26 protein-coding genes and 1 pseudogene are annotated in these 25,771 nt (G+C 47.0%); 12 read left to right on the top strand and 15 right to left on the bottom strand.

Annotated elements, in window-relative coordinates; all coding sequences use genetic code 11:
- Positions 1-599: 599 nt before the first annotated feature.
- From AACV20_RS06105 to AACV20_RS06095, 3 genes and pseudogenes are all read left to right on the top strand, one after another.
- Positions 600-2,150: an ABC-F family ATP-binding cassette domain-containing protein gene (locus AACV20_RS06105; RefSeq protein ID WP_170907985.1), complete on the top strand. Its 1,551-nt coding sequence runs from the start codon at positions 600-602 to the stop codon at positions 2,148-2,150.
- Positions 2,140-3,288, top strand: a complete 1,149-nt coding sequence (locus tag AACV20_RS06100) for an MFS transporter (RefSeq protein WP_249929785.1) — start codon at positions 2,140-2,142, stop codon at positions 3,286-3,288. The genes AACV20_RS06105 and AACV20_RS06100 overlap by 11 nt, the downstream gene beginning before the upstream one ends.
- A gap of 431 nt (positions 3,289-3,719) precedes the next feature.
- Positions 3,720-4,358, top strand: a pseudogene (locus AACV20_RS06095) (ATP-binding protein); the annotation flags it as partial.
- Between the two features lie 5 nt (positions 4,359-4,363).
- Here the strand turns inward: AACV20_RS06095 and AACV20_RS06090 are convergent.
- The 6 genes from AACV20_RS06090 to AACV20_RS06065 all read right to left on the bottom strand — a co-directional run bounded on the left by AACV20_RS06090 (position 4,364) and on the right by AACV20_RS06065 (position 9,455).
- Positions 4,364-5,323, bottom strand: a complete 960-nt coding sequence (locus tag AACV20_RS06090) for a DUF2860 domain-containing protein (RefSeq protein WP_017048695.1) — start codon at positions 5,321-5,323, stop codon at positions 4,364-4,366.
- A gap of 239 nt (positions 5,324-5,562) precedes the next feature.
- Entirely contained in the window at positions 5,563-6,162 is a 600-nt protein-coding gene (locus AACV20_RS06085) for a thiol:disulfide interchange protein DsbA/DsbL (RefSeq protein ID WP_170907984.1), read from the bottom strand.
- A 30-nt stretch (positions 6,163-6,192) separates the two neighbouring features.
- Positions 6,193-7,179 carry a serine/threonine protein kinase gene (locus tag AACV20_RS06080; RefSeq protein ID WP_170907983.1) on the bottom strand — a complete coding sequence of 329 codons (987 nt, stop codon included), beginning with the start codon at positions 7,177-7,179 and terminating at the stop codon, positions 6,193-6,195.
- Between the two features lie 46 nt (positions 7,180-7,225).
- On the bottom strand, positions 7,226-8,644 hold the full coding sequence (gene ccoG / locus AACV20_RS06075; protein ID WP_017049619.1) for a cytochrome c oxidase accessory protein CcoG: 1,419 nt from the start codon (positions 8,642-8,644) through the stop codon (positions 7,226-7,228).
- A 269-nt stretch (positions 8,645-8,913) separates the two neighbouring features.
- Positions 8,914-9,180, bottom strand: a complete 267-nt coding sequence (locus tag AACV20_RS06070) for a YihD family protein (protein WP_029189868.1) — start codon at positions 9,178-9,180, stop codon at positions 8,914-8,916.
- A 107-nt stretch (positions 9,181-9,287) separates the two neighbouring features.
- The gene (locus AACV20_RS06065) at positions 9,288-9,455 is read right to left on the bottom strand and encodes a hypothetical protein (protein WP_010319922.1); all 168 of its coding nucleotides are present in this window, start codon (positions 9,453-9,455) and stop codon (positions 9,288-9,290) included.
- A gap of 437 nt (positions 9,456-9,892) precedes the next feature.
- Between AACV20_RS06065 and trhA the strand changes: the two genes are divergently transcribed.
- A complete protein-coding gene (gene trhA / locus AACV20_RS06060; RefSeq protein ID WP_442712886.1) occupies positions 9,893-10,552 on the top strand; it encodes a PAQR family membrane homeostasis protein TrhA in 660 nt (219 codons plus the stop codon).
- Here trhA and AACV20_RS06055 read toward each other — a convergent pair.
- From AACV20_RS06055 to def, 6 genes are all read right to left on the bottom strand, one after another.
- Positions 10,549-11,094, bottom strand: a complete 546-nt coding sequence (locus AACV20_RS06055) for a DUF3157 family protein (RefSeq protein WP_170907981.1) — start codon at positions 11,092-11,094, stop codon at positions 10,549-10,551. The genes trhA and AACV20_RS06055 overlap by 4 nt on opposite strands.
- Before the next feature lies 1 nt (position 11,095).
- Positions 11,096-12,541 carry a TrkH family potassium uptake protein gene (locus AACV20_RS06050; RefSeq protein ID WP_170907980.1) on the bottom strand — a complete coding sequence of 482 codons (1,446 nt, stop codon included), beginning with the start codon at positions 12,539-12,541 and terminating at the stop codon, positions 11,096-11,098.
- 12 nt (positions 12,542-12,553) lie between these two features.
- Entirely contained in the window at positions 12,554-13,930 is a 1,377-nt protein-coding gene (gene trkA, locus AACV20_RS06045) for a Trk system potassium transporter TrkA (protein ID WP_170907979.1), read from the bottom strand.
- Between the two features lie 74 nt (positions 13,931-14,004).
- Positions 14,005-15,285 (bottom strand): 16S rRNA (cytosine(967)-C(5))-methyltransferase RsmB, encoded by a 1,281-nt coding sequence (rsmB, locus tag AACV20_RS06040; protein WP_170901320.1) that lies wholly within the window; start codon positions 15,283-15,285, stop codon positions 14,005-14,007.
- Positions 15,286-15,344: 59 nt separating this feature from the next.
- On the bottom strand, positions 15,345-16,292 hold the full coding sequence (gene fmt, locus AACV20_RS06035) for a methionyl-tRNA formyltransferase (protein WP_047688085.1): 948 nt from the start codon (positions 16,290-16,292) through the stop codon (positions 15,345-15,347).
- 16 nt (positions 16,293-16,308) lie between these two features.
- Positions 16,309-16,818, bottom strand: a complete 510-nt coding sequence (gene def, locus AACV20_RS06030) for a peptide deformylase (RefSeq protein ID WP_212752657.1) — start codon at positions 16,816-16,818, stop codon at positions 16,309-16,311.
- Between the two features lie 140 nt (positions 16,819-16,958).
- Between def and AACV20_RS06025 the strand changes: the two genes are divergently transcribed.
- From AACV20_RS06025 to AACV20_RS06010, 4 genes are read left to right on the top strand one after another with little or no spacing between them, the layout of a single operon-like run.
- Positions 16,959-18,089 (top strand): LysM peptidoglycan-binding domain-containing protein, encoded by a 1,131-nt coding sequence (locus AACV20_RS06025; protein WP_170907977.1) that lies wholly within the window; start codon positions 16,959-16,961, stop codon positions 18,087-18,089.
- Positions 18,089-19,198 carry a DNA-processing protein DprA gene (gene dprA / locus AACV20_RS06020; RefSeq protein WP_047688089.1) on the top strand — a complete coding sequence of 370 codons (1,110 nt, stop codon included), beginning with the start codon at positions 18,089-18,091 and terminating at the stop codon, positions 19,196-19,198. Before AACV20_RS06025 ends, dprA begins: the two co-directional genes overlap by 1 nt.
- A gap of 2 nt (positions 19,199-19,200) precedes the next feature.
- Positions 19,201-19,677: a DUF494 family protein gene (locus tag AACV20_RS06015; RefSeq protein WP_013855530.1), complete on the top strand. Its 477-nt coding sequence runs from the start codon at positions 19,201-19,203 to the stop codon at positions 19,675-19,677.
- Between the two features lie 27 nt (positions 19,678-19,704).
- Entirely contained in the window at positions 19,705-20,277 is a 573-nt protein-coding gene (locus AACV20_RS06010) for a DNA topoisomerase family protein (RefSeq protein WP_170907976.1), read from the top strand.
- Positions 20,278-20,349: 72 nt separating this feature from the next.
- On the opposite strand, the gene AACV20_RS06005 is transcribed toward AACV20_RS06010, so the two are convergent.
- A complete protein-coding gene (locus AACV20_RS06005; protein WP_170907975.1) occupies positions 20,350-21,489 on the bottom strand; it encodes a 5-(carboxyamino)imidazole ribonucleotide synthase in 1,140 nt (379 codons plus the stop codon).
- A gap of 4 nt (positions 21,490-21,493) precedes the next feature.
- The gene (gene purE, locus AACV20_RS06000; protein WP_010319910.1) at positions 21,494-21,979 is read right to left on the bottom strand and encodes a 5-(carboxyamino)imidazole ribonucleotide mutase; all 486 of its coding nucleotides are present in this window, start codon (positions 21,977-21,979) and stop codon (positions 21,494-21,496) included.
- Positions 21,980-22,179: 200 nt separating this feature from the next.
- Here purE and AACV20_RS05995 point away from each other — a divergent pair, with 200 nt between their 5' ends.
- The 4 genes from AACV20_RS05995 to AACV20_RS05980 all read left to right on the top strand — a co-directional run bounded on the left by AACV20_RS05995 (position 22,180) and on the right by AACV20_RS05980 (position 24,836).
- Complete coding sequence (locus AACV20_RS05995) at positions 22,180-22,737, top strand: L-threonylcarbamoyladenylate synthase (protein WP_170907974.1); 558 nt, start codon at positions 22,180-22,182, stop codon at positions 22,735-22,737.
- 20 nt (positions 22,738-22,757) lie between these two features.
- Entirely contained in the window at positions 22,758-23,672 is a 915-nt protein-coding gene (gene hemF, locus AACV20_RS05990) for an oxygen-dependent coproporphyrinogen oxidase (RefSeq protein ID WP_010319908.1), read from the top strand.
- A 64-nt stretch (positions 23,673-23,736) separates the two neighbouring features.
- A complete protein-coding gene (aroE, locus tag AACV20_RS05985; RefSeq protein WP_013855524.1) occupies positions 23,737-24,567 on the top strand; it encodes a shikimate dehydrogenase in 831 nt (276 codons plus the stop codon).
- Positions 24,568-24,569: 2 nt separating this feature from the next.
- Positions 24,570-24,836, top strand: coding sequence for a DUF1488 family protein (locus AACV20_RS05980; RefSeq protein ID WP_170907973.1), 267 nt, complete (start codon positions 24,570-24,572; stop codon positions 24,834-24,836).
- Here AACV20_RS05980 and AACV20_RS05975 read toward each other — a convergent pair whose 3' ends face one another.
- The gene (locus tag AACV20_RS05975) at positions 24,837-25,385 is read right to left on the bottom strand and encodes a gamma carbonic anhydrase family protein (RefSeq protein ID WP_017046338.1); all 549 of its coding nucleotides are present in this window, start codon (positions 25,383-25,385) and stop codon (positions 24,837-24,839) included.
- Positions 25,386-25,771 lie beyond the last annotated feature (386 nt).

Raw genomic sequence — 25,771 nt, 5'->3', positions numbered from 1 at the left:
TAAGAGCTAAATATACAATTACAGTGTGGATAGTTAAAAGAGGCTGGAACGTCAGCCTCTTTTCTTTGTACAGAGAGCAAGCTCACCAAAACAACCCCCATTGTCCCCAGAAATGGAGTGCACCACAACGACAATTCTAAGTAACTTTTGGACATTTTCGAGTTACACGGATCACTAAATTAGCGTTAGTTGGATTAATTGGGGTATAGCAAAACCCATAATCTAGAGGGCCTAGTACATTGTACTCCCCCTTTGTGATGATTGACTTCTATCCTACCGGATATTACATTACGCGAAGTGTTTTTATAGATAACTCTCTACCATGATTTATATCCTGTTCAAGAACTTCGTGAGAAGGCTGAGCTCCGTGCAAATACACGATGAAGTGTTGCTCGGAGCCTGAAAAAACCAAATCTTCATCAGATGTTGTAATGCGTGAACAGCGCAGGGTAACTAGCATCTGAAAGTAATGGTTAGAGAGGTAGGCCGGTAATGCTTTATCATCGGCCTTTTTTGTGTCTGAAAATCAGAGACATCAATATCGTACAGATTCCAGGGGCCGGTACTTGTTATCGGTCCCTTTTTTATGGTTTAAAAACATGAGTTTATTAGTTATCAAACACCTGGGATTTCAGGTGGAAGACAAGGTTTTATATCAAAACGCCGATTTCGCTCTCCATCGTGGTGAGCACCTGGGTGTCACCGGACCAAATGGCGCGGGTAAGAGTACCTTGTTCAAGCTATTACAAGGTGAGTATCTGTCGGATCATGGAGACATCCTCTGGCAGCCGGGTGTGAAAGTTGGCTACCTCGATCAGCACCTTGAGATTGATCCCTCGCTGTCAGTATTCGACTTTATGGCGACCGCTTATGCGCCTTTACTGGCTGCGGATCGCGAGTTGAATCGCCTCTATGCGCAAATGTCATCAGCGGTGTCCGAGGCAACACTAAATCGCGCGGCAGAGCTGCAATCACTACTGGAAGAAGGGGGCTTCTACCGTCTGACTCATCGTATTGAACAGGTGGCGGCGGGGCTCGGTATTCTGCCACTTGGAATGACCACACACATGAGTGATTTGAGTGGCGGTCAGCGGCATAAAGTGATTTTGGCTAAACTGCTTCTGGAAGAGCCGGATGTGTTACTGCTAGATGAGCCGACCAACTTTCTCGATACGGATCACGTGACCTGGCTGGCGGAGTTTCTCAATCAATATTCAGGTACGTTTATGGTGGTATCGCATGACACGGCATTTCTGAATCGGATTGCCGATGGTATATGCGACATTGACCATCAACAGATCCGAAAATACAAAGGCGGCTACGCAAAAGCGATGGCGCAGAAGGAGCAGGAGACGCTCAACCAGCTTAAGCAATATCAGTCCCAACAACAAAAAATCGACAAACTTGAAGCCTACATCAGCAAAAACGGTGCGGGTGTGAACGCCAAGATAGCCAACGGCCGCAAAAAGCAGTTGGCGAAAATTGAGCGGGTGAACAAGCCGCAGCAAAAGAGTCAACCAGAGTTTGGTTTTTCTCACGCGCCTCTGAGTGCCCAGACGGTTCTGACCGCAACTCGGCTTGAGATAGGCTATCAACATGCCTTGTTACCGGCGATGAATCTCGATATTCAGCGCGGCGAAAAGCTGGCGATTGTTGGCTTTAACGGTTTGGGTAAGTCGACACTGTTGAAAACGCTGATCGGTCAGCTCAATCCTCTTGCCGGGGACATTCGACAGGCCAACGGCATTCAGTGGGGGTATTTTTCTCAGGACTTACACTGGGATTACCCAGACAGCACTCCCATGCAGGTGATGCGTGCATCGTGTTGTCAGTTGAATGACAAAAGTGCGCGTCAGAGGCTGGCGGAGTTTGGCATCAGCGGCAGTAAATCCTTGCAGCCGCTGCGCAGTTTGAGTGGCGGTGAGCAGACCAAGGTAAAGTTGTCGTGTCTGGCGGTCAGTAAATCAAACGTGTTGGTGCTTGACGAACCGACCACCCATTTGGATGTCGACGTAAAAGCGGCGTTAAAACAGGCGTTGTGTACCTACGCTGGCACGGTGATCGTGGTATCGCACGAGCCGGACTTTCTGGCCGACTGGCCGGATAAAGTGATTGATATGGCAAAGATGGAGATGTGTGATGCCAAATAAAATGTTACCCGTTCTGTTGTTCCTGATTGCGTTCTTGGTGGGGGCGGATGAGCTGCTGCTTGGCCCGATTTTGCAACCCATCGGACAGGATTTGGGTGTGCCAACAGAACGGATCACGTTGTTTATCACTGCCTACAGCTTGGCGATTGCGTTTATCGCCCCGTACTTTGGTCGCTTATCAGACCAATGGGGAAGGTTGCGCATAATGTTGCCAGCTTGTGTGTTGTTCGGTCTTTCTTCGATCGCTACTGGTCTAGTCGGTCAATTCGATGTGGGTTTATTGACACGGGTGATGACTGGCTTAGCCAGTGCCGGTATGTTACCGATCGCGTTTGCATTGGCCGGTGATCAACCGGGTGATAAAGCGATGAAGCACATTACTCTGGTTCAGGCAGGTCTGACTTTGGGAATGATTACCAGCCCGGCTATCGGGGCTTTTTTGACAGAGTGGCTGTCCTGGCGCGCAGCGTTTATCGTGTTAGGCGCAGCGGCACTGATAGTGGCGGCATTGCTCGCTGCCCAAGGCGGTACGCATTACGCCAAACACGAAACGGCTAAACCAGAGCAACCTGCCATGGCGCAACTGCTACGGATTCCGGGCGCCCGCGGAGCGCTTCTGGCAATGGGGCTTGGCCTTGGTGGGGGAATTGGCGTCTTCAATCTTGTGGGACAGCGCTTACGTGAAGCCACTGAACTGGACATAGCATTGGTTGGCCTAACATACGCGATACTTGGTGGTGTCAGTGTGATGGGCAATATGGTGATGTCGCGAGCCATTCGACGCTTGGGCAGCGGCCGTGCTGTGATGCGATCTGCACTGGTGGTCTGCCTGCTGTGCAGCGCTTGGGTGTTCGGTGCATCTGCAACGCATGTGCTGATGTTTTTACCAGTGCTATTTGTCTGGTCCCTGGCTGGCGGAATCGGTTCTCCAGCACTGCAAAACCACATTGCGCAACTGTCAGATTCACACCGTGGCGCCTTGATGGCGCTAGGCATGAGTATGATGCATTTTGGCGTTGCTATCTGGTCCGGTCTGGCGGGTTATGCTTATTCACTGGGTTCAACCTGGCTTGCCGTGTTGGCAGTGGGTTTGTTTGCCGTTGCGATTGTAGCCCTTAAGCCTGTCCCCCGTTATTGAAGTAGATTGATTGCTCTAAACCAAAGCCGTCGTTTTGGCGGCTTCGGTTGTGATTAGGTTGTAATCTATTAAAGAAATGGGGGCAGGTCTTGCCTTTTGATAATTATTACTTTTTGTATGTCAAAATTAACTGAAAATTTATGTTCGTATTTTTGATCACAACTCGTTTTGGGGCATAACTGTTTTAGCTGGCAGTTTCGCTCTTTATCTGAATTCTGTGACTGAATTAGTTGTTGCACCTAACGATTAAGTGAATATTTATTCATGAGGAGGGGCTAGATGAAGACGTTAGATTGAATGGATAACATAGCTACTTGCTCGACTAAATACAAAAATTAATGACACTAACGTTCCGTTAGCATCTGAAGCGATGCGCTCCACTAACTCTGACAACACTCACAACATTTCAAACCTCAAATTGACAATATTTATTACTCAAACTCGATATTAGGAAAATGCCGGAATTTGAACGAAAAGTGCTCGACTCATTGCGTGAGCCATTAGAGTCAGGTGAAATTATTATTTCAAGAGCGCAAGGCAAAACGCGTTTTCCAGCTCGCTTTCAATTAGTGGGAGCGTTGAACCCCAGCCCAACCGGCTATTACGAAGGCACGCAAGCCAGAGCCAATCCGCAGAGTATTTTGCGCTATTTGGGACGCTTATCGGGGCCACTGCTTGATCGCTTTGACATGTCGATAGAAATCCCCTCGCTTCCCAAAGGAATGCTGGCAAATGGCGGCGAAAGAGGTGAAGCAACGGCTGTGGTTAAAGAAAGAGTGTTGATTGCTCGTGAACGGATGGTGATTCGTAATGGCAAGGTTAATGCTTTGTTGGGGAGCCGAGAAATTGAACAGTATTGCCCTTTAACTAAGGCTGACGCCGAATTTTTGGAAAATGCACTGCACCGCCTAGGGCTCTCCATCCGCGCCTATCATCGCATTATCAAAGTGGCGCGTACGATTGCTGATTTAGAAGGGGCCGAGCAGATTGCTAAGCCCCATCTAGCGGAAGCGCTCGGCTATCGAGCAATGGACCGCTTGTTGAAACAACTGACCGCACAAGCGGTGTAATGAACTTAAAATTGGTAATTTAACCCTAGCGCTGTAAAGAGAGACGATTCGTCGTAAAACGAGAGGTTTGAGCTCGATTGGTTATAACCGGCTAAAGCGATTAATGACCAATCATCCCAATCCATAAATTGGCTGTATTCGTACGCGAAGAATAGGCTCAGTTCATCGTCATTACGCACAGTGTGATTAAACAGTGAATTTCCACCTTGATAGTCGCGCTTGGTATAACCAGCGGTCAGTGCCAGTTTATGGCGATTGATAAACGTGAAGTAGGAGAGATCGGCGGCGTAAGAGTGATGAGTATTGGCGTCGCCATCCGCTTGGTGGTTGATATAAGTGATGGAGGGCTGTAACAAACTGGTTGGGCTCAGAGAGTAACGGTACTGCCCTTTTAGGTAGTAACTTTTACCATCACGAGCCAGTTCAGGGCTTGGAAACTGATCGTTGTCGATCTCTTTGGTCGCGTAAGCGACATCGATAGTCCATGGGCTGCCTTGAATACTATTGAATGTTAATCGGTAGGCATTTCCTGACTCATCGGTTTCTTGGCGCTGACTGTTTAGTTGGTAAGGGTTAGCCCAGGTTTTTCCAGACATCACGGTCGGCAAAAAAGCCACATCAACCACGGTACCTGTCTCCATCTCATATTGATACCCCAACTGAAGCGCTAAAGTGCCGACGGCAATATCATCACGTGAGGTGCCTAGATAAACCTGTTGTTGACGTTTGTCCCCGAAGGTGTAAGCAAGGTTACCCAAAGGCCCAACGGCAAAGTTTGACTGCCGACTACTCTTTGTTTCGAGTGATGTAATACGCTCATCTCCACCCGTATCAAATGATGATTGGGAAGATGCAAAAATAGTATTAATGGCAATCTCACCACTTAAACCTGTTTCTGGAGCCAGTTCGGCAGATACATGAAAAGCCAGAGCGCTAACAAGCGTCATGGACAGGTATTTATTCATTAGGAGTTTCCATACTTTGATTCAATAGTGGTTAAGTATATGAATAAACTTGGATGACGACACGATAAAACTAATCTGACCGTTTTATGAATGAAGAGTGAGCTTTGTCTTAGGCATACACAGTTTTGTGCTGTGATGGCTTGTGTTTCAATATTGGTTGTATGAGAAAGCGCTGCAAGGTTGAACTTGATTAAGTAAAAATGAGGAGCCGTTGTGCTCCTCATCTCATTTTGGAATGATTACTTGGTCAGTAGGTAATTGACCAGTTCGAAGTATTCATTGGTCGATTTAACACCTTGTCCCTGCACCAAATAATGATTGTTAATCACGACAGCAGGCACACCTGAAAGGCCGCTTTCTTGGAACTGTTTGTCAAAGCGGCGCACCATTGAATCGACGGCAAAACCATTAAAGGCGGCATCAAATTTTGCTGCATCAATACCTTCGTCTAGGAAGATTTGACGTAGATCAGCATCATCTCTTGGTGGTTTACGCATCGTGTGGATGCGGTTAAACATCACGGGCACCATTTTGTCTTCAACTTTGAGGGCAAGCATGGTGGCGTAAGCTTTACTCATTGATTTACCCATAGAGCCACCCATAAAAGAAACATGGTTTTTCTGCAGAGTAACCCCTTGTGGGAGCTGCTTTTTCAGTTGGGCGATGATCGGCTCAAAGGTATTGCAGTGTGGGCAGTAAAAGGAGAAAAACTCCGTCACGGTTGGATTTTTAGAGGGTTCAAGATCAAGCACTTTATAATGCTCACCTTCTTTAAATTGGGCTGCATGAGCCGATAAGCTCAGCAGTAAGGTTGCAACCAGTGCAAAAAGCTTCTTCATTGTGTACTCCATTTATTGCTTCAAGGTGACTTACCATTGTGGCATTAGTGAGAGCGTAGGCTCGTCTAATGCTGCTATTTGTTCTTTAAACGCAAGCACTTGGCTTTCCCAATATTTAGGGTCATTAAACCAAGGGAAGGCGAGTGGAAAAGCAGGGTCCTGCCATCGTTTGGCCAACCATGCCATGTAATGCACCATTCGTAGACCGCGTAACGGTTCAATTAGTTTCAATTCGGCTGGATTAAAATCGTGAAACTCTTGATACGACTCTAAGATAATGTCCAACTGCATTCGCTTATCTTGCAATTCGCCATTGAGTAGCATCCACAAATCCTGTATTGCTGGTCCATTGCGAGCATCGTCTAAATCGACAAACATAGGCCCATCTCGCCACAAAATATTGCCTGGATGGCAATCACCATGCAAGCGGATGGCCGCGGATTTTGCTGGCCATTGCTGTTCAATTTTGTTGATCAATAACGATAAGTCACTGAAAAAGGTATTTTGCAAGTGCTGAGGTATAAAGGACGCATTTTCCAATAGCTGTTTGGGTTGATAAAGATACTCATCTAAGCTGATGGTCGGGCGATGAACAAATGTACGAGTGGCACTGATGTGATGAATGCGTCCAAGAAATCGGCCCACGCCTTCTAATTGGTCCATATTGTCCACTTCAAACTGCCGCCCACCCACACTGTTAAACAGCGCGAAATGATAGCCCTGATAGTGATGTAAGGTTGCACCGTTGATGAGTAATGGCTCAGCAATCGGAATTTCCGCCGCGTACAGCTCGCGTGTGAAATCGTGCTCCTCTTGAATTTGCTCAACACTCCAGCGCTGAGGTCGATAGAATTTCACCACATAGCGTTGGCGTTCTTCATCGATGAATTGATAAACGCGGTTTTCGTAACTGTTGAGTGCCAGAAATCCTGATTCAGCACGAATGCCGATGCTTTCTAAGGCATACCACATGGTATCAGGGGTGAGTGCATCAAAATGGAAAGAAGCTTTGGTCATGATTAAAAAGGGCCCATTACTGAGCCCTTTTCCATTCGTTACGAAGTTAGAGTTTATTAATAAACCGGCTCTCAACTTCTATCGTGAATTGGTTACTGTCCGTGAGTATAAACTGAATCGTCGCTATAGGAGAGCTGAGTTTGTCAGGAGCGACGCCAAGGCTGGTTGGTAGGTTCAATACCTCTCCTGGTTTGACTTGGATAGTTTGTTTACCATACCAAGAGACGTCCGATAGCCCTTTCACGTCAAGCTTATACTCTTGCGTTTGCTGAGTTTTGTTGATGACTTTCAAGGTGTAAGTGTTCTCAATTTCACCATTGCTGTTGGTTTTAAATAGCTGGTTTCTATCACGCAATACACTTAAGCCGACCGGATCAACGCTGGCCACTTGAGCGATGAATAAGCCAAACATCACCAGCAGTACCGTGCCATAACCGAGTAATTTAGGCCTGAGTATTTTGGTGTGGTGGCCGGAGAGGCGGTGCTCCGTGGTATAGCTGATGAGCCCTTTTTCATAGCCCATACGTTCCATCGTGGTATCGCACGCATCAATACAAGCGCCGCAGTTAATGCATTCGTACTGCAAGCCATCACGAATATCGATGCCAGTCGGACACACTTGTACGCACAAATCACAATCAATGCAGTCACCTAAACCGAGTGCTTTGTGATCGGCTTTACGAGCGCGTGGCCCGCGAGTTTCACCACGTTTGCTGTCATAGCCAACAATAAAGGTATCTTTGTCAAACATCGCAGACTGAAAGCGAGCATAAGGACACATATGGATGCAGACGATCGAACGCATCCAGCCTGCATTTCCGTAAGTACAAAGGGTGAAAAAGAGTACCCAGAAGACGGGCCAGAAACTTTCATCGAGTGTGAAAAAGTTCACCACGAGTTCGCGTACCGGGACGAAATAGCCGACAAAAGTAAAACCAGTACCGAGTGCAATCGCCAGCCAAGCAATGTGTTTGATGGCTTTTCTTATAGCAAGATTAGCTGTGAGTTTTCCTGAGTCCTGCTTGCGGCGTTTATTGGCGGCGCCTTCGAGTTTTTCTTCAAACCAAATGTATATAAATGTCCACACAGTTTGCGGGCACAGATAGCCACACCAGATACGGCCAAGAAAAGTGGTAATAAAAAACAGGCCGAATGCCGCAATCATAAACAACAGGGCCAGTAGAGTTAGGTCTTGTGGGTAAAGTGTGGTGCCGAAAAAGTTAAATTGCTGATGGCCGATATCGAGCAAAATCGCTTGGCGATCACCATAAGAGATCCACGGTACTAAAGTAAAAAGCAGCAGTAAAAACCAGCCACCATAGCGGCGGAGTTGTTGATAAGTACCTTTACTTTCGCGCACATAAATACGGTTGCTGGGGTTAAAACGGTCACCGTTGCCTTTGTGAGTTTTGGGGTTGAATATTTTAGGAGTCACATCCTTTATATCGATTTTGTCCTGACTCATGAAATGATCCTTGTTGGGCTGTAAGGTGTGATTTCTTTTAGTTCACACTCTGCGACATTGCTGTTTTCTCTTTGGGTGCAATACCAAGATGAGAAATTATCATTGTTCAATCTTTATTTATTAAGCGGCAAGTATAACGCCAATAACAATTTTATTTCTTTAACACTATCAACCTTTAACAATAAAGCCTCAACTCGTGAGGCTTATCGCTAATAATAAAAAAGCGACCTAATAAGGCCGCTATCTTGATCATTATCACAGGGGTTACATCATTTTATGATGCCACGCGCGCGTAAAATGGCTGTTTTAAAATCATCTTCCTGATCTTTCTTCAGGCCAGGAATCATTTCGTCTTTGGCGCTGTTGCGCATTTTTAGATGGTAGATCAATACATCATCCGTGAGTGCTTCTAAAGGTCCTTTATAACCCGCTTCTTGAGCCAGTTTGGTGATGAATTGCATTAAGTTGAGCTGCTGATCTTTTTGCCATTCAGGCGCAAGTAGTTCAATTAGCTCTTCAATTCGATGACATTGCATTCTCTTTTCCCCAATTTTTATAAGTATTTTGAGTAAAGGTATCAAATTGCGGATTGAAGTCCAATTGAGCGCAAAGAAAAAGCGCAGGGTTTAGCTGCGCTTTTTAATTATGCTGCCTGAACAACATTAGTTGTGCTCGATGCAGTAAGGGCATTTTTTTCAACTAAAGTCATTGCTGGAGCGACTTTTTTTGCAGTCGGAGCAGCAGCAAAACCACTACGACGACGCATCGCACTACGGTTTGTGTGCGAAAACCTGACAGCTGTTGGGCGCATTCATTAACCTAACGGTCAGGCACATCCATTGCCAATCTAATGGCCTGAATCACCATGAGTTGAGCTTCATAATTGAAGGGTGGCTCTTCTGGCTCTCGCCAATCCAAATAATGATTCAGGAATAACGATATGCTTTCATATCGTAGTTAGATTAGCACCAAGTTTTGAATTGATCGATAGTTGAACGATTGTTGAGATGAATATTCTTGCAAATAAAGCTTAAAATTGTGTGAGATGCTTGGTTGAGTTTGTTATCTGATCGGCATTACATCGCGTTTTGTTAAATAGGAGGTACCTATGTCGTTTACAAAAAACTCGCGATTTATCGCTCTCCTTGATACCCGTTTGTTTGTTACGAAATTCGCATTTAGGCTTACAACTGTAAGCTGAAGTGTGCAATACTAAGCCCACATTTTGTTGCTTTTGGTATGGTGTTTATGTCTGCTGTTGACAATGACGGCTATGGTGCTGGTGAAGAACGGGCGAATGCGCTGAGTCATGGTTTGGGGCTATTGCTTAGTTTTGTCGGTTTAGTCTTGCTGCTGATCAAGGCAACAAGTGCGCAGGCCGATGCATTGACTTATATCAGCATGAGTCTCTATGGAGGCAGCATGATAGCGTTATTCCTTGCTTCAACGCTGTATCACTTCGTTGCGACACCGAAAGCCAAACGCTGGCTAAAAACGTTCGACCACTGCGCCATTTATCTACTGATTGCCGGAAGTTACACACCCTTTTTGTTGGTTAGCCTTCGTACTCCTTTGGCGATAGGTCTTATGGTGGTGATCTGGCTGCTGGCGCTGCTCGGTATCATCATGAAAATTGCCTTTGTCTACCGTTTTAAAAAGTTCTCACTGGTAACTTATTTGGCGATGGGGTGGTTATCCTTGGTTGTGATCTACCAACTGGCCCTCAATATTGAGGTCGGTGGTTTGGTGCTACTTGCTGTTGGTGGTTTGGTCTATTCGCTCGGGGTGATTTTTTATGTAGCGAAACGCATTCCCTATAACCATGCGATTTGGCATTTATTCGTGCTAGGTGGCAGTGCTTGTCACTTTTTTGCGGTTTACCTTTTTGTTCACCCAGTAAGTGCTTAACGCATTTCGACCCGCTCAATGTTGGCCGAAATTTGATAGCCTTGCTGGCGATCAACCTGAAGGGTAATCGGCTTTCCTTGCGCTTGAGTTTGTGGGCGTAAATAGCTATCAGCCATCCGTTTAATGGATTGCCAAATGGGTAACTGCTGAGTGAGCAGTGGTTGACTTTGCTCGTCATAAAGAGTGATGCTGAGCACTACCGCAATGACAGATTGCGAGCTTTGATTGGTGATGGCTGTTGGGATAACGAGTGTATCTCCTTGGTAGTAAGCCGCGCCGAGTACCACTTCCACTCCAGAATCTGACAGTTGTAAAATCGGTTTTTCACTCCCCATCTCAAAGGTGGTTGCTCGGGCTTTTTGAGTAATAGGGGCCGCGTGAATGATGGTTTCCGGCGACATTGATTGCGGTTCAACATATTGCCATGTGAAATCATCATTGAGTTTCACTTGGCGGCCATCTTCTAAGGTCAGAACTTGCGCGCAAGATGCTGCGCTTGCTGTCATGCTTAACAGCATCATTATCACAGGTATTGTCTTCATCTTAACGTCGCCAAAATGCAGGAAAAAAAAGAACGATAATCGTCAAAATTTCTAAACGCCCCATCAACATCCCTAAGCTCAGAACCCACTTTGCTGCGTCAGGTAGTGGTGCGAAGTTGCCCGTCGGGCCAATCAACGAGCCCATTCCGGGACCAACGTTGGCCACTGCTGTGATGGAACCTGAAATGCTGGTGACAGGGTCAAGGCCCATTGCACTGAGCGCGCCTGCGATAGCAATGACAGTGATAAAAAAGGTCAAACCAAAAGCGACGACTGAGCGGACAATATCATCATTAACTGGACGATGATTATAGCGCTGTACGAAGATGCCTGATGGATGGACCAACTTCATAATTTGTTTATTGAGCAGCGTCATCGCAATTTGGAAGCGGAATACTTTAATCCCACCAGAGGTTGAGCCGGAACAAGCCCCTGCTGCCATTAAGAAGATGAACAGCGTGCTTGGCAGTGCGCCCCAAGCGGTGAAATCTTCCAAACCAAAACCAGTAGTCGTGACCACTGAAACGATATTAAACATCGCCACTCGCAGAGCGTCCAACCAGTAGTAGCCTAGTTTGAGATTCAGCCACAACGCAATGATGAGACTGGCAATTAGGAAAAGATAAGCAAATCCGCGAACTTGTGCGTCTTTTATGATCACTTTGATATTTTGTTTTCGGGCCGCAGCGACAAACAGTAGAAAGGGCAAGCCCCCCAAAAACATAAACAGCGTTGCTACCCAATGTGCACCGTTTGAGAAGTGGTTCATCGAACCGTCGGAGGTGGAATATCCACCAGTCGACAAGGTGGTGAATGAGTGGTTGATCGCTTCAAAAAGCGTCATGCCAGTGAGGATATAGCCAATCAAGCACAGTAAGGTCAGTACCAAATAGACCAGCACAATATTTTTCGCGACAGTTTTGGCGCGTGGGCTACTTTTATCGGACCAATCAGACGATTCGGTTTGGAACAATTTCATCCCACCCACATTGAGCATTGGTAATACCGCTACCGCCATTACGATAAACCCAACCCCACCAAGCCATTGCAGAATAGAACGCCACAACAAGATGCTGGGCGGCATATTATCAAGGCCACTGAGCACGGTTGAACCTGTAGTGGTTAACCCTGACATGGTTTCAAAGTAGGCGTCGGTAAAGCTGATGTGGTTGATAAAGACGAAAGGGAGCGCCGCGAAAGCGCTGGCAACCGTCCACACTAAGCTGGTGATGAGAAACATATCGCGCACGCTGAGCTTAAAGTGTGCGGTACGCCCCAAGCTTAAGCAGATAAAGGCGACAATATGAGTGATGATGACCGCTTGAGCAAAATCAAGGAAGCCACCCGTACCGGTAAAAAAAGCGACCAGTGTCGGCACATACATAAATAGGGCGAGCTTAGACAGCACGAGTCCTATAACGAATGAAATGGGGCGTAAATTCAGCATGACGCCAATGACCTATAGGAAAAATGGGCTAGGTTGGAACAAGGCTTCCACATCGGGCACGTACTTTTTATCCACTAAGAACATCACCACGTGATCATCTTGCTCGATAATAGTGCGGTCATGGGCGATTAACACTTCTTCACCACGCACAATCGCGCCAATGGTTGTGCCCGGTGGCAGTTTAATATCACCCACTGCGCGTCCCACCACTTTAGAGGTGTTTTTGTCGCCATGTGCAATTGCCTCAATCGCCTCTGCCGCGCCACGGCGTAGCGAAGAGACGTTAACGATATCGGCACGACGTACGTGAGTCAGCAGTGCGGAAATGGTGGCTTGTTGGGGTGAAATCGCGACATCAATCACGCCGCCTTGTACAAGGTCGACATACGCGCCACGCTGGATAAGTACCATCACTTTTTTCGCACCCATACGCTTGGCGAGCATGGCGGACATGATGTTGGTTTCATCTTCGTTGGTGAGCGCAATAAATACATCGACTTGGTCGATGTTCTCTTCGGTTAGCAGCTCTTGGTCCGCCGCATCACCACAAAATACTATGGTGTTTTCTAACTCTTCCGATAACTGCTCTGCACGTGGGTAATTACGCTCAATCAGTTTAACGCTGTAGCTGTGCTCTAAACGTTTGGCTAAGCTTGCCCCAATGTTACCCCCGCCAACAATCATGATACGGCGATAGGTTTTTTCCAGCCGCTGTAGCTCACTCATGACCGAGCGAATATGATTACTGGCTGCCACGAAGAACACTTCATCGTCAGCTTCAATAATGGTAGTGCCTTGCGGGCGAATCGGCCGACCTTGGCGGAAAATGGCCGCGACGCGGGTATCAATGTGCGGCATGTGCTCACGCAGCGCTGAAAGAGCATTACCCACCAGTGGCCCGCCGTAGTAAGCTTTCACAGCCACTAGGCTCACTTTCTCTTCGGCAAAACTCACTACTTGCAGTGCGCCAGGGTATTGGATCAACCGTTCAATATAGCTCGTCACTAGCTCTTCAGGAGCGATGAGGTGATCCACCGGGATCGCGCCTGACTGAAACAAAGTCTCTTTTTCAAGCAGATATTCAGGAGAACGAATACGCGCAATTCGGTTGGGCGTATTAAACAAAGAGAACGCCACCTGGCATGCCGCCATGTTGGTTTCGTCGGTATTGGTGACCGCAACCAGCATGTCCGCGTCCTGTGCTCCCGCTTCACGCAGTACATCAGGGTGGCTGGCGTGGCCATGAATCACCCGCAAATCGTACTTGTCTTGCAGCTCGCGCAAGCGGTCACTATTTTTGTCGACAATGGTGATGTCATTGTTCTCGCCGACCAAGTTTTCGGCCAGTGTGCCACCGACCTGACCTGCACCAAGAATAATGATTTTCATACTCTGTTCTCTTTCTACCTGCCGAATATCGGCCACTGAAAAGGCAGCAATAATGCTGCCAATGTGCGTCGAATTTACGCTTGTTTGGTTAATACTGCGTAGTAAAAACCGTCCATATCTTCTTCTCCGGGGAGTATCTGACGCCCCGGCTGCTCACGATCGGAACCCACTAATTGAGCGTTATGAGTTCGTTCTAAGAAGGCTTTGACCTGCAAGCTGTTTTCTTGTGGAGTGATCGAGCAGGTTGCGTAAACCATAGTGCCACCGACTTTTAATTGCTTCCACATTGCGTCCAGTATTTCGCTTTGTAATTGAGCCAATGCCTCAATATCGCTACCACGACGTAGCCATTTGATGTCTGGATGACGGCGAATAACCCCAGTAGCGGAGCAAGGTGCATCTAATAAAATTCGGTCAAACTGTTCGCCATGCCACCACTCTTCAGGATAACGAGCATCACCGCAGATCACATCAGCGCGAAGTTGCAGGCGTTCTAAGTTGTCATAGACGCGCTCAAGGCGGGTTGCATCGCTGTCAATCGCAACCACTTCAGTATCGTGTGTGTGCTCTAGGATATGCGCGGTTTTACCCCCTGGGGCGGCGCAGCAATCTAAAATTAGCTCGCCTGCTTTAGGTTGAAGGTAGTCAATCGCTAGCTGCGCAGCGGCATCTTGCACCGATACCCAACCACGATCAAAACCGGGTAAAAGCGTTACATCGCAAGGTACAGCGAGTTTTATTGCGTCGGCGGCGTGAGAGTGCACGCTGCACTCGATATTTTCGCTAGCTAATAGTGCAAGATATTCATCACGAGTGTGGTGCTGACGGTTGACGCGCAACCACATTGGCGCTTTTTGATTGTTCGCTTGCACAACCGTTTCCCACTGTTCTGGGTACGCTTGTTGTAAGAGTTTAAGTAGCCAACTTGGGTGGCCATATTTGCCTGCGTTGTGGCTAACGGCGATAGCGTCCAGTGCTTCTTGATCGCGCAAGTAGCTGCGCAATACGGCGTTGATTAGCCCACCTAAATTTTCACCGCGCAATGTTTTGGTGCCTTCAACCGTCTCGGCTACTGCGGCGTGAGCGGGAATGCGCATAAAGCTCAATTGGTAGATACCAACTAAAATAAGATGGTGAAAAACCCGCTTTTTCCCTTTCAGTGGGTTGTCCATTAGCTCATTGGCAATTGATTCCAAACGAGGCAAATAACGCAAAGCCCCGTAGCAGATCTCTTGCAACAGAGCATGGTCTCTTGGGCGGATAGTTTTTTGCGCCGCAGGAAGTGCGTGAGAAAGTGAGTGGCCTTTATCAACCACTTGAAACAACACGTTAGCCGCAGCTGCGCGAACATTCATAGAAGTACCGATTTTAAATAAATGAAAATCAATGAGGGCATCTCTGCCCTCGTTAAGGTTTAGCTAAGCTGTGTGCCGACTTCAAACCAGCTTGCGCGCGAATTGAGAATGTCTTGCACTGACATCGCTTTTTTGCCCGGCACTTGCAACTGCTCAAGCACCAGTAAGCCGTTGCCGGTTGCCACATAAATACCCGATTTATCGGCTTGAACAATCGTGCCTGCAGGGTGGTCGCTGGTTTGTGCTTCAACGCGACTTTGCCACACTTTAATGCTGTTCTCAGCCACATCAAAATGGCTCATTGGCCATGGATTAAAAGCACGCACGCAGCGTTCAATAAAAGCAGCATCCGCTGACCAATCGATTTTGGCTTCTTCTTTGCTAAGTTTTTGTGCGTAGTTAGCCAATGTATCATCTTGTTGAGTGGCAATCGCTTTGCCACTGGCGATATCGGCGATGCATTCTACCAACGCTTGTGGGCCTAACTCGGCCAGTTTGTTATACATAGAAGCGCTGGTGTCTGTTGCCTCAATCGGCAGCTTAGCAATTTTGAGCATATCGCCCGTATCTAGGCCGACATCCATTTGCATGATGGTTACACCTGTTTCGCTGTCTCCGGCCCAGATCGAGCGTTGGATCGGTGCGGCACCACGCCACCGTGGCAGAATGGAACCGTGTACGTTAATACAGCCAAGCCTTGGCATATCAAGTACGGCCTTGGGTAGCAGTAATCCGTAGGCGACTACTACCATTAAATCTGCGTTGAGATTGGCGAGCGCTTGCTTGGCTTCGTCGCTCTTAAAGTTCTCTGGTTGATACACAGCAATATTGTGCTCAACGGCCATCTGTTTCACTGGGCTGGCGGTCAGTTTTTTACCGCGCCCCGCCGGGCTATCGGGCTTAGTGTACACCGCGATAACCTCATGCTCCGAAGACAACAACGCCGCCAAATGACGGGCGGCGAAGTCCGGAGTACCTGCAAACACAATGCGTAATGATTGGCTCAAGGTAACCTCACTTAAGTTAGTTTTTTTCGTTATAGCGTTTGATTTTCTCTAGCTTATCTCTAATACGCTTACGCTTTAATGGCGAAAGGTAATCCACAAACAGTTTGCCTTGTAAGTGATCAAGCTCGTGTTGAACACAAATGGCTAAAAGGTCATCCGCTTCAAATGAGAATTCGTTGCCATCACGATCTAACGCTTTGACTGTGACTTCTGCTGCGCGAGGAACAAGGGCGCGTGAGCCCGGGACCGACAGACAGCCTTCTTCAATGCCATCTTCACCGCGTTTGTCTAAGATTTCAGGGTTAATCAGAACCATTGGCTGGTCGCGACTCTCTGAAATATCGATCACAACGATGCGTTGGTGAATATCGACTTGCGTTGCAGCAAGGCCGATACCGTCCTCGTCGTACATAGTCTCAATCATGTCATCGACGATTTTTTGGATCTCAGGTGTCACTTTCTCTACCGGTTTTGCCACGGTACGAAGACGATCATCTGGGAATGTTAATACTTGTAATACAGACATATACACTCGAAATATTGAACTGTGCCGAAACAGCTTAAAGCTTGTTGGCTCAATTCTAGACATTTTATGACCCAAATGACAGCATCCAAATGTTAATAATCTGATTCATCCTTACTTATTTCGGCCAAGGAACAGAGGTCATGTCACGATTTATTCGTTATTTAGTGTGTGTGTTTTTACCGTTGTCACTGGTCGTTAATGCGTTGGCGGCGGAGGATATGGCGCTCACCGTCAAAGCAAATGCCCCGCAGACATACACGGTCGTCAAAGGAGATACCTTGTGGGATATTTCTGCGCTCTATCTTGATAACCCGTGGTTGTGGCCACGTTTATGGCAAATTAACCCAGAGATCGATAACCCGCATTTGATTTATCCCGGCGATAAGCTGACCTTAGTCTGGCGTAACGGACAGCCGGTGTTGAGTTTAAAACCTATGGTCAAGTTGAGTCCGAAAGTGCGTGTGCTTGAGAAAAAAGCGGTTCCGACGGTGCAAGAGGGATTAGTGTTGCCGTATCTGCATACGGATCGCTTACTGGATAAGCAAACATTACAAGAAAGCCAGCGTGTGCTCGGTGCCAGCGACGGTAAACAATATCTGACGGCGCAAGATACGCTCTACATAAGCGGGCAACAGACTCACCCCAAATGGGGTATTTATCGTGAAATCGCTGAGTTTTCTCGTCATGATGCCGCCGCGAAAAATAAAACCATGGTTGCTTTGCGTTTGATTGCTACTGGTGAATTGGTCTCCGCCGATGAGGCTTTTAGCGGGCTAACCATCACCGCACAGCAACAAGAGATAAGAGTCAATGATATTGCCCTGCCTGAAGTGGGCGTCGAAACCTTAACGCTTTCAACCACTTTTTTCCCATCGCCATCGCGACTACAAGCTGAAACGCATATCCTAGGATCGTTGGAGGGTAGTGAGTATTCGGCGCAGAATCAGGTAGTTGTGATCGATAAAGGCCTTGCAGATCAACTGCGTCAAGGGACGATGTTTGATTTGATTCAAGCCGGTTCTAAAGTATCTGGAAAAAAAGGACAGCATCAACAGAACCTTGATGAAACCCTGCAATTACCAAGCAGCTTGGTGGGCAGTTTGATGGTCATTCGACCTTATGAACATTTTAGTTTGGCTTTGATTACCGATAGCCGCGTGCCGATTGGTAAAAGTGTAATCGCGGTTTCGCCGCTCAAACCAGAGCTAACAATCGAGCCAAATGAACAAGCCGATACGGATTCGATGGTTAAGGATGATACTGCAAGCTGATGGAGCAGAACGAATTAGCGGCGTGGCTAGCATTCAGCTTTGTGCCCAAATTGGGTGGCAAGAAACTTTCTCGCCTTGCTAGCGTCGCTTCTCTTGCTCATTTAATTGACTATTCCGAGCGGGAGTTAGCCGCGTTGGGTTTAGTTCAAGATCAAATCCGTTATCTGCGCGAGACGGCCCCTCAAGAAGTTGAAGAGTGCCTAAGTTGGCAGCAAGCTAATGAGTCTCATCATATCCTTACTCCATTTTGCGATGGTTACCCTTCTTTACTAAAAGAAATTGCTACCGCACCTCCGGTTTTATTTGTCAAAGGACGAATAACAGCACTCTCTGATCCGCAAATGGCGATCGTCGGCAGTCGTAATGCGAGCCCTGATGGCCAACGAGTTGCTCATCAGTTTGCGCGAGAATTTGTGCAACAGGGCTTGCTTGTCACCAGTGGTTTGGCATTAGGTATTGATGGACATGCTCATGACGGTGCATTGCAAGCTGGTGGTGAGACGATAGCCGTGCTCGGTTCGGGCCTTGAATCTATTTACCCAGCGCGACATAAAAAATTAGCGCAACGGGTGATGGAAAGCGGAGCATTAGTCTCGGAATTTCGTCCCAAAGCCAAACCAAGGCCAGAGAACTTTCCGCGGCGAAATCGCATTATCAGCGGGTTAGCGGTTGGTGTTTTAGTGGTGGAAGCGGCGGAGAAAAGTGGTTCGTTGATCACGGCGCGTTATGCGGCTGAGCAAGGGCGAGATGTGTTTGTTATTCCGGGCTCCATTGCTAACCCAAATTGCCACGGTAGTAATCAACTTATTCGTTGTGGGGCGTGCTTGGTGCAAAATAGTGAACAAGTATTATCTGAAATCGGCACCTTAGTAGACTGGTCATTGCGCCAAAAGCAGCCTCAACCTGATTTATTTTCTGTACAGAGCGATCAGCAATTGCCATTTGCTGAACTGTTAGCTAACGTAGGAGTAGAGGCTACGCCTGTTGATATTCTTGCGAGCAGGACCCATATACCTGTCCATGAAGTCATGATGCAGCTTTTAGAACTTGAGCTTTCAGGTCATGTTGTTGCCGTTTCTGGCGGCTATATTCGTAAGGGGAAGGGTTAGCTATGATGATGGATATATTGATGTATCTATTTGAAACCTACGTCCATAGCGATGTAGATTTGCAAGTCGATCAAGATGAGCTTGAAGATGAATTGCTTCGAGCCGGTTTTCACCAGAAAGATATCTATAAGGCCCTGAATTGGTTAGAAGAGCTTGCGGCATTGCAACAAACCGATGCTCATTCAGCGATGGCAACCAGTGCTGCGACTTCGATGCGGATGTACACAGCACAAGAGATGGACAGGCTGGATCTTGAAAGCCGAGGTTTTTTATTGTTCCTTGAACAAGTGAAAGTATTAACTCCTGAAATTCGTGAAATGGTGATTGATCGAGTGATGGGTTTAGAAACCAATGAATTTGAATTGGATGATTTAAAGTGGATCATTTTGATGGTGCTATTTAATGTACCGGGAAATGAAAATGCTTACACGCTTATGGAAGAGCTGCTATACACCAAAGATCAAGGTATTTTGCATTGATTGCAGCCGTTCGTTTAGTTGAGCATTATGAGTCGTAAAACCGAGTCCCCCCTTTTTTCAGCGCATGGACAAGCGCTGCAGCATGAGCCTTGTCCGCAATGTGGTGGCCAATTACAGCTTCGTCAGGGTAAGCATGGGCTGTTTTTAGGCTGTAACCATTATCCCAATTGTGACTATATTAAACCGCTGCAGCAAAATGATGGTCATATCGTTAAGGAGTTGGGTGTGCCATGCCCAGAGTGTGGCCATGAATTAGTGTTACGCCAAGGTCGTTATGGCATGTTTATTGGGTGTAGCCATTATCCGCATTGCCACCATATCCAAGATACAGATTCCCCTGCAGACAATGTTCCTCAGTCAAAACAGCTTTGCCCTGAATGTTTGAAAGGCCATTTAGTGGAGCGAAAAACGCGCCATGGTAAAACTTTTCATGCTTGCGATAATTACCCTAAATGCAAGTTTGCCGTTAATCAGCAACCTGTTGCCGGTAAATGCGAAAAATGTGGGTTCGGATTATTGATAGAGAAAAAACTCGCCAGTGGTATCAAGCTGCAATGTGCTGATCGAAAATGTGGTCATATTAAATCCGCCACAGAGTAAAGTGACGGCATATGAAAATGGCACATTGAACGTGCCATTTTTTATCCGTATTTATCGTCAATTAGATTTATTTTAGAGCGTCGGTTTGAGCGCTTGAACAAAATGGTGCAAGGCTGGATACGTTGTCGCATCAAGTACTTCAGCCAAGCGACAGAGCGTTCGTTGCAACTGCGCGTTGTAATCTGCACTGACATTAATATGGCCCATTTTGCGCCCAGCACGTTTCTCTTTGCCATACCAATGAATGTGGCAGCCTTCAATCGCCATCACGGCTTCTGGTAAATTGTCCTCACCCAAAATATTAATCATCGCTGTTGGGCGAAGTAACTTCGTGCTGCCTAAAGGTAAGCCACATACTGCGCGAAGGTGATTCTCAAATTGACAGGTTTCTGCGCCTTGCTGTGTCCAGTGACCAGAGTTATGGACTCGTGGTGCAATTTCATTCACCAACAATGTTCCCTGCACATCAAAAAACTCGAGCGCTAGCACACCGACATAATTGAGACGATCGGCAACCGAGGTAAACATCGACAGTGCTTGCTCTTGCAAGGCTGGGTCATCTATCGCCGTTGATAAACTTAGTACACCGTTAATGTGTACATTTTCTGCCAGCGGGTAAACCGCGATGCTGCCATCTTTGGCACGCGCGCCGACTAACGAGACTTCATGATCAAAGGGGACAAACTGCTCTGCCACTATCGCTTGAGTCGGAGTGGCTTGGATACAGGCTTCCATTTCTGGCCAAATGAGCTCTGCTTGTGAAGCTTCTTTTAAACGCCATTGCCCCTTTCCGTCATAGCCACCCAGTGCACTTTTTAGAACTATAGGTAGGCCGATGTTGGTTATTGCGGCATCTAAATCTTCACGAGTATTAATCACAAAGTATTGGGCATTTTTTGCGTTGGCTTCATCGAGTAGCGCTTTTTCAAGACGACGATCGCCTCCGGCTTTAATGGCTTCGACGCTAGGAAGAAACTTACCACTTTGCTCACAAACGGTGAGAATTTCATGGGGAATATGCTCAAATTCAGCAGTAATGACATCCGCTTGTTTGATCGCATTGTCTAAACCATGACCAGTGATGTGTAATGTCAAAGGATGGACGATGTTACCGCTGCCCACATCAAAAGCGGAGATTTGAATGTTCAGAGGAGCGCCAGCCAGCGCCATCATGCGTGCCAGTTGCCCAGAGCCCAAGACTAAAACGTGCATAGTATCAATCCTCTGCAGGGTTAGGGTGGCTCAACACCGCTTCAGTTTGTGCTAAACGAAATGCTTCGACTTTTGCCATGACGGCCTCATCACTGGTGCCGATGATTTGCGCGGCAAGCAGCCCAGCATTGGCCGCGCCTGCTTCTCCAATAGCTAAGGTGCCCACCGCAATCCCTTTTGGCATTTGCACAATCGAGAGTAAAGAGTCCATCCCTTTGAGTGCCTTTGACTGAACGGGAACGCCAAGTACCGGTAAGCTAGTAAACGCTGCCGTCATGCCCGGCAGGTGTGCGGCTCCGCCTGCGCCAGCTATGATGACTTTAAGGCCGCGTTCTCTTGCGCTGGTGGCGTAATCGGCAAGAAGTTGAGGTGTGCGGTGAGCAGAGACAACTTTGGTTTCGTATGCCACACCAAATTGATCCAACATGTCAGCAGCTAGCTTCATTGTGGGCCAATCGGATTTTGAACCCATGATAATTCCGACTTTCATCTCAAACTCCTTAATACTTCTAAAAATGGGGTGAGCGGGATAATTTGCGCGCATTATACGAGTATTTTTTCCTTAGGAAAACGTTTGCGTCAGCTTAATTGTGCAATTGATACATTTTATAAACAAATAGCTTTAGCCAGTTTTTAACGAAGTTTGTACACTTAGCCGCACTGTATTAAAGAAACCGATGGACAGTTTTTGTGAATAACTTTGAACACACTTTGCAGGCTCTACGTGACGGTGAAGTAATTGCCTACCCAACGGAAGGCGTGTTTGGGGTTGGGTGTGACCCAGATAACCCGCAAGCCATTCAGAAGCTCTTAGCGCTCAAGCAGCGTCCTGTGGAAAAGGGGTTGATTTTAATTGCGGCCTCTTACGAACAATTGCTTCCTTATATTGATGAGAGCCAGTTGACATCAGAGCAGCTCGCACGAGTACATGCCACCTGGCCTGGCCCTGTGACATGGATAATGCCGACCAGTGATAAAGTCTCTACTTGGGTGAGTGGACAATTTGATTCGATAGCCGTACGTGTGACAGATCATCCTTTAGTGCAAAATCTATGCAATGCGTTTGGAAAACCATTAACCTCGACCAGTGCGAATTTAAGTGGTCTTGCACCTTGCCTGACAACGGAAGAAGTTGAATCGCAACTGGGTGAGCAACTGGTTGCGATTTTAGATGGTCAAACCGGTGGTCGAAATAAGCCCAGTGAAATTCGTGACGCGAAAACCTCACAAGTATTAAGACAGGGTTAACCCTGCTAAGGAAGTAAGCGATGCCAACCATTGATAAGCAAGCCGTCAAACAATTTTTGCTTGAGCTGCAAGATTCCATTTGCCAGCAACTTGAACAAGCGGATGGCCAAGCACTGTTTGAAGAAGATGCATGGCATCGCGAACCGAGTGAGCGTTTGGGAGGCGGTGGGCGAACTCGAGTGATGAAAGAAGGCCGTGTTTTTGAACAAGGCGGCGTGAATTTCTCACATGTGCAAGGGCAGCAAATGCCCGCTTCAGCGACCGCGCATCGCCCTGAATTAGCTGGGCGTCATTTTGAGGCGATGGGGGTTTCTTTGGTGATGCATCCAAACAATCCCTATGTTCCGACTTCTCATGCCAATGTTCGTTTCTTCATCGCTGAAAAAGAAGGCGAAGATCCTATCTGGTGGTTTGGCGGAGGATTTGACTTAACGCCTTTCTATCCGTTTGAAGAAGATGCTCAATCATGGCATGCCACGGCGAAAGCACTGTGTGTTCCTTTTGGTGAAAAAGTGTATGCCGAACATAAATCGTGGTGCGATGAGTATTTCTTCCTCCCTCATCGCAATGAAACGCGCGGTATTGGTGGCCTATTTTTCGATGATTTAAATGCTTGGGGATTTGAGCGCTGTTTTGCTTATATGCAAGCTGTCGGTAAAGGATACACCGCTGCGTATTTGCCGATTGTTGAACGTCGCCAAGCGATGGAGTACGGTGACAGAGAGCGCCAGTTTCAACTTTATCGCCGTGGTCGCTATGTAGAGTTCAACTTAGTGTATGATCGCGGCACATTGTTTGGTTTGCAAAGTGGCGGTCGAACGGAATCGATTTTAATGTCGATGCCGCCATTAGCTCGTTGGCAATATCGTTATCAAGCGGAAGAGGGCAGCGCAGAGGCGAAATTAAACACCTTCTTGCTGCCGAGGGAGTGGTGACAGCGGTACATTTTCAATGATAGGGTCGCCGAGGTGGCCCTGTTAATTATCGAGAGGCAAGGATATGGCTCAGCACATTGATCAATATGCAGTATTTGGTAATCCGATTGGGCACAGTAAGTCGCCGATGATCCACACACTTTTTGCACGGCAAACCAGTCAGGAAATGCACTATACCGCTCAACTCGCGGCTCTAGATGGCTTTAAACAAGCGGCTGAAACCTTTTTTGCCTCCGGTGGTCGAGGGTGCAACATTACCGTACCTTTTAAAGAAGAAGCGTATCAGTTTGCGGATCGATTAACCGAGCGAGCTCAACTTGCAGGCGCGGTCAATACACTGAAAAAATTAGATGATGGCGAAATTATTGGTGATAACACCGATGGAGAAGGGCTGGTTCAAGATCTGCTTCAGTACCAAGTGCCACTACGAGACGCTTCTATTTTAGTGATTGGTGCTGGCGGCGCGGCGCGCGGCGTGATTAAGCCCTTACTCGATCAGCACCCTACAAGTATCGTGATTACCAACCGCACATTTGCAAAAGCCGAGCAGCTCGCCACGCTTTTTAGTCCCTTTGGCGCGGTAAAAGCAATCGCGTTGGAAGAGATTAATCAACATTTTGACCTCATCATTAACTCGACCTCGGCTAGTTTAGATGGTGAATTGCCAAATATCGCTCCGACGATCTTCAGTAAGAGCAGTGTGGCCTATGACATGATGTATGGCAAAGGATTAACAACATTCAATCAGTGGGCATTAAGTCATCATTGCGCTCATGCTTATGATGGTTTGGGGATGTTGGTTGGGCAAGCTGCGGAGAGCTTTATGCTATGGCGCGGACTCAGGCCGGGTTCTCGACAAATATTGAGAGAACTGAGAAAAAATCTAGAAGGCTAATCATGAACCAAGCGATTTTATTTCCTGACCGACAAACGTGGCACTCGGCAAGCCAAAGCGTACTTTTTCCTGCTCAACACGCGGGAGCTCTGCTCGAGTGTACAGTACACAAGTCAGTACTGAGCCATCTGTCTGGTGAAATGATTACTAACGGTGAGCAAGCTATTCAAGTTTTTGAACAATGTCGATTTGACCTTGAAGAGCTTGCTGAAAGCTTGATTGAAGATGAAGCGTTCAATTTAGATGGACAAATAGAGATTAAAGCTTAGTTAATGGCTTCCTTTGACACTCGTAAGATAGTCATTTTTGTTCTGCACATAGTTGTCGGAAGATTTAAGCAAAAAAGCTCGCTCTTTATCTGTTAGCGGGCGGATCTGTTTCACTGGGGAGCCTACATAAAGATAGCCGCTAACCAATACCTTGTTTGGTGGCACTAAACTGCCAGCTCCAACCATCACCTCCGATTCAACGACTACGCCATCGAGCACAATTGCTCCCATGCCAATTAAGACTCGATCATGGATTACGCAACCATGCAGCATCACTTTATGGCCAATTGTGACGTCATCGCCAATAATAAGTGGAAAACCATCCGGGTTTTCGGTGTTTTTATGAGTCACGTGCAGTACGCTGCCATCTTGAATGTTGCTACGTTGGCCAATGTGAATATGGTTTACATCGCCTCTGGCTGCAACCAATGGCCATATGCTGGAATCATCGCCTAAAACAATATCGCCAACCAACACCGAGCTACTATCTATATAGACGCGCTGTCCGATTTGTGGGGATATTCCTTTATAACTACGAATTGATGACATGCTCGTCTCCTTTAATAACTGACGCCATAAGATAAATTAAACAGAAATAGCGTCAAAACAACTCTTTTTGAATAAAAATTATCCCAACGAACAGAAAATCAAAAAAAACAGCAAAAAGGGGTTGCCAACGTGACGACGATCTCTATAATGCCGCCTCACTGACACGGCACAGCCAGTAAGGGTTCAAGCCCAATTAGCCAGCCAATCAGTAGGTCAAATCGATAAGACGAAATAATGTAAAAAAGTGTTTGACACTTTTCATTATCTCGCTAGAATGGCCGCCTCTTCAAAGGAAGCCTCGGCAACCCAGCGAAGAACGCTCTTTAACAATATAAACCTATCAATCTGTGTGGGCACTCGTTGATGATAATCAAAAAAGATTTATC

Origin of the sequence: Vibrio sp. B4-6 (assembly GCF_963888245.1) — a bacterium.
In the GTDB taxonomy this organism is placed as follows: domain Bacteria; phylum Pseudomonadota; class Gammaproteobacteria; order Enterobacterales; family Vibrionaceae; genus Vibrio; species Vibrio anguillarum.
Note: the sequence above shows the minus strand (reverse complement) of the source record. Positions and strands in the feature narration are given on the sequence as shown.

What these genes read in the sequence shown, in the direction of transcription:
- AACV20_RS06105 (WP_170907985.1), top strand. Translation starts at nt 600, where the DNA reads ATGAGTTTATTAGTTATCAAACACCTGGGATTTCAGGTGGAAGACAAG.
- AACV20_RS06100 (WP_249929785.1), top strand. Translation starts at nt 2,140, where the DNA reads ATGCCAAATAAAATGTTACCCGTTCTGTTGTTCCTGATTGCGTTCTTG.
- AACV20_RS06090 (WP_017048695.1), bottom strand. Translation starts at nt 5,323, where the DNA reads ATGAATAAATACCTGTCCATGACGCTTGTTAGCGCTCTGGCTTTTCAT.
- AACV20_RS06085 (WP_170907984.1), bottom strand. Translation starts at nt 6,162, where the DNA reads ATGAAGAAGCTTTTTGCACTGGTTGCAACCTTACTGCTGAGCTTATCG.
- AACV20_RS06080 (WP_170907983.1), bottom strand. Translation starts at nt 7,179, where the DNA reads ATGACCAAAGCTTCTTTCCATTTTGATGCACTCACCCCTGATACCATG.
- ccoG (WP_017049619.1), bottom strand. Translation starts at nt 8,644, where the DNA reads ATGAGTCAGGACAAAATCGATATAAAGGATGTGACTCCTAAAATATTC.
- AACV20_RS06070 (WP_029189868.1), bottom strand. Translation starts at nt 9,180, where the DNA reads ATGCAATGTCATCGAATTGAAGAGCTAATTGAACTACTTGCGCCTGAA.
- AACV20_RS06065 (WP_010319922.1), bottom strand. Translation starts at nt 9,455, where the DNA reads ATGCGCCCAACAGCTGTCAGGTTTTCGCACACAAACCGTAGTGCGATG.
- trhA (WP_442712886.1), top strand. Translation starts at nt 9,893, where the DNA reads ATGTCTGCTGTTGACAATGACGGCTATGGTGCTGGTGAAGAACGGGCG.
- AACV20_RS06055 (WP_170907981.1), bottom strand. Translation starts at nt 11,094, where the DNA reads ATGAAGACAATACCTGTGATAATGATGCTGTTAAGCATGACAGCAAGC.
- AACV20_RS06050 (WP_170907980.1), bottom strand. Translation starts at nt 12,541, where the DNA reads ATGCTGAATTTACGCCCCATTTCATTCGTTATAGGACTCGTGCTGTCT.
- trkA (WP_170907979.1), bottom strand. Translation starts at nt 13,930, where the DNA reads ATGAAAATCATTATTCTTGGTGCAGGTCAGGTCGGTGGCACACTGGCC.
- rsmB (WP_170901320.1), bottom strand. Translation starts at nt 15,285, where the DNA reads ATGAATGTTCGCGCAGCTGCGGCTAACGTGTTGTTTCAAGTGGTTGAT.
- def (WP_212752657.1), bottom strand. Translation starts at nt 16,818, where the DNA reads ATGTCTGTATTACAAGTATTAACATTCCCAGATGATCGTCTTCGTACC.
- AACV20_RS06025 (WP_170907977.1), top strand. Translation starts at nt 16,959, where the DNA reads ATGTCACGATTTATTCGTTATTTAGTGTGTGTGTTTTTACCGTTGTCA.
- dprA (WP_047688089.1), top strand. Translation starts at nt 18,089, where the DNA reads ATGGAGCAGAACGAATTAGCGGCGTGGCTAGCATTCAGCTTTGTGCCC.
- AACV20_RS06015 (WP_013855530.1), top strand. Translation starts at nt 19,201, where the DNA reads ATGATGATGGATATATTGATGTATCTATTTGAAACCTACGTCCATAGC.
- AACV20_RS06010 (WP_170907976.1), top strand. Translation starts at nt 19,705, where the DNA reads ATGAGTCGTAAAACCGAGTCCCCCCTTTTTTCAGCGCATGGACAAGCG.
- AACV20_RS06005 (WP_170907975.1), bottom strand. Translation starts at nt 21,489, where the DNA reads ATGCACGTTTTAGTCTTGGGCTCTGGGCAACTGGCACGCATGATGGCG.
- purE (WP_010319910.1), bottom strand. Translation starts at nt 21,979, where the DNA reads ATGAAAGTCGGAATTATCATGGGTTCAAAATCCGATTGGCCCACAATG.
- hemF (WP_010319908.1), top strand. Translation starts at nt 22,758, where the DNA reads ATGCCAACCATTGATAAGCAAGCCGTCAAACAATTTTTGCTTGAGCTG.
- aroE (WP_013855524.1), top strand. Translation starts at nt 23,737, where the DNA reads ATGGCTCAGCACATTGATCAATATGCAGTATTTGGTAATCCGATTGGG.
- AACV20_RS05980 (WP_170907973.1), top strand. Translation starts at nt 24,570, where the DNA reads ATGAACCAAGCGATTTTATTTCCTGACCGACAAACGTGGCACTCGGCA.
- AACV20_RS05975 (WP_017046338.1), bottom strand. Translation starts at nt 25,385, where the DNA reads ATGTCATCAATTCGTAGTTATAAAGGAATATCCCCACAAATCGGACAG.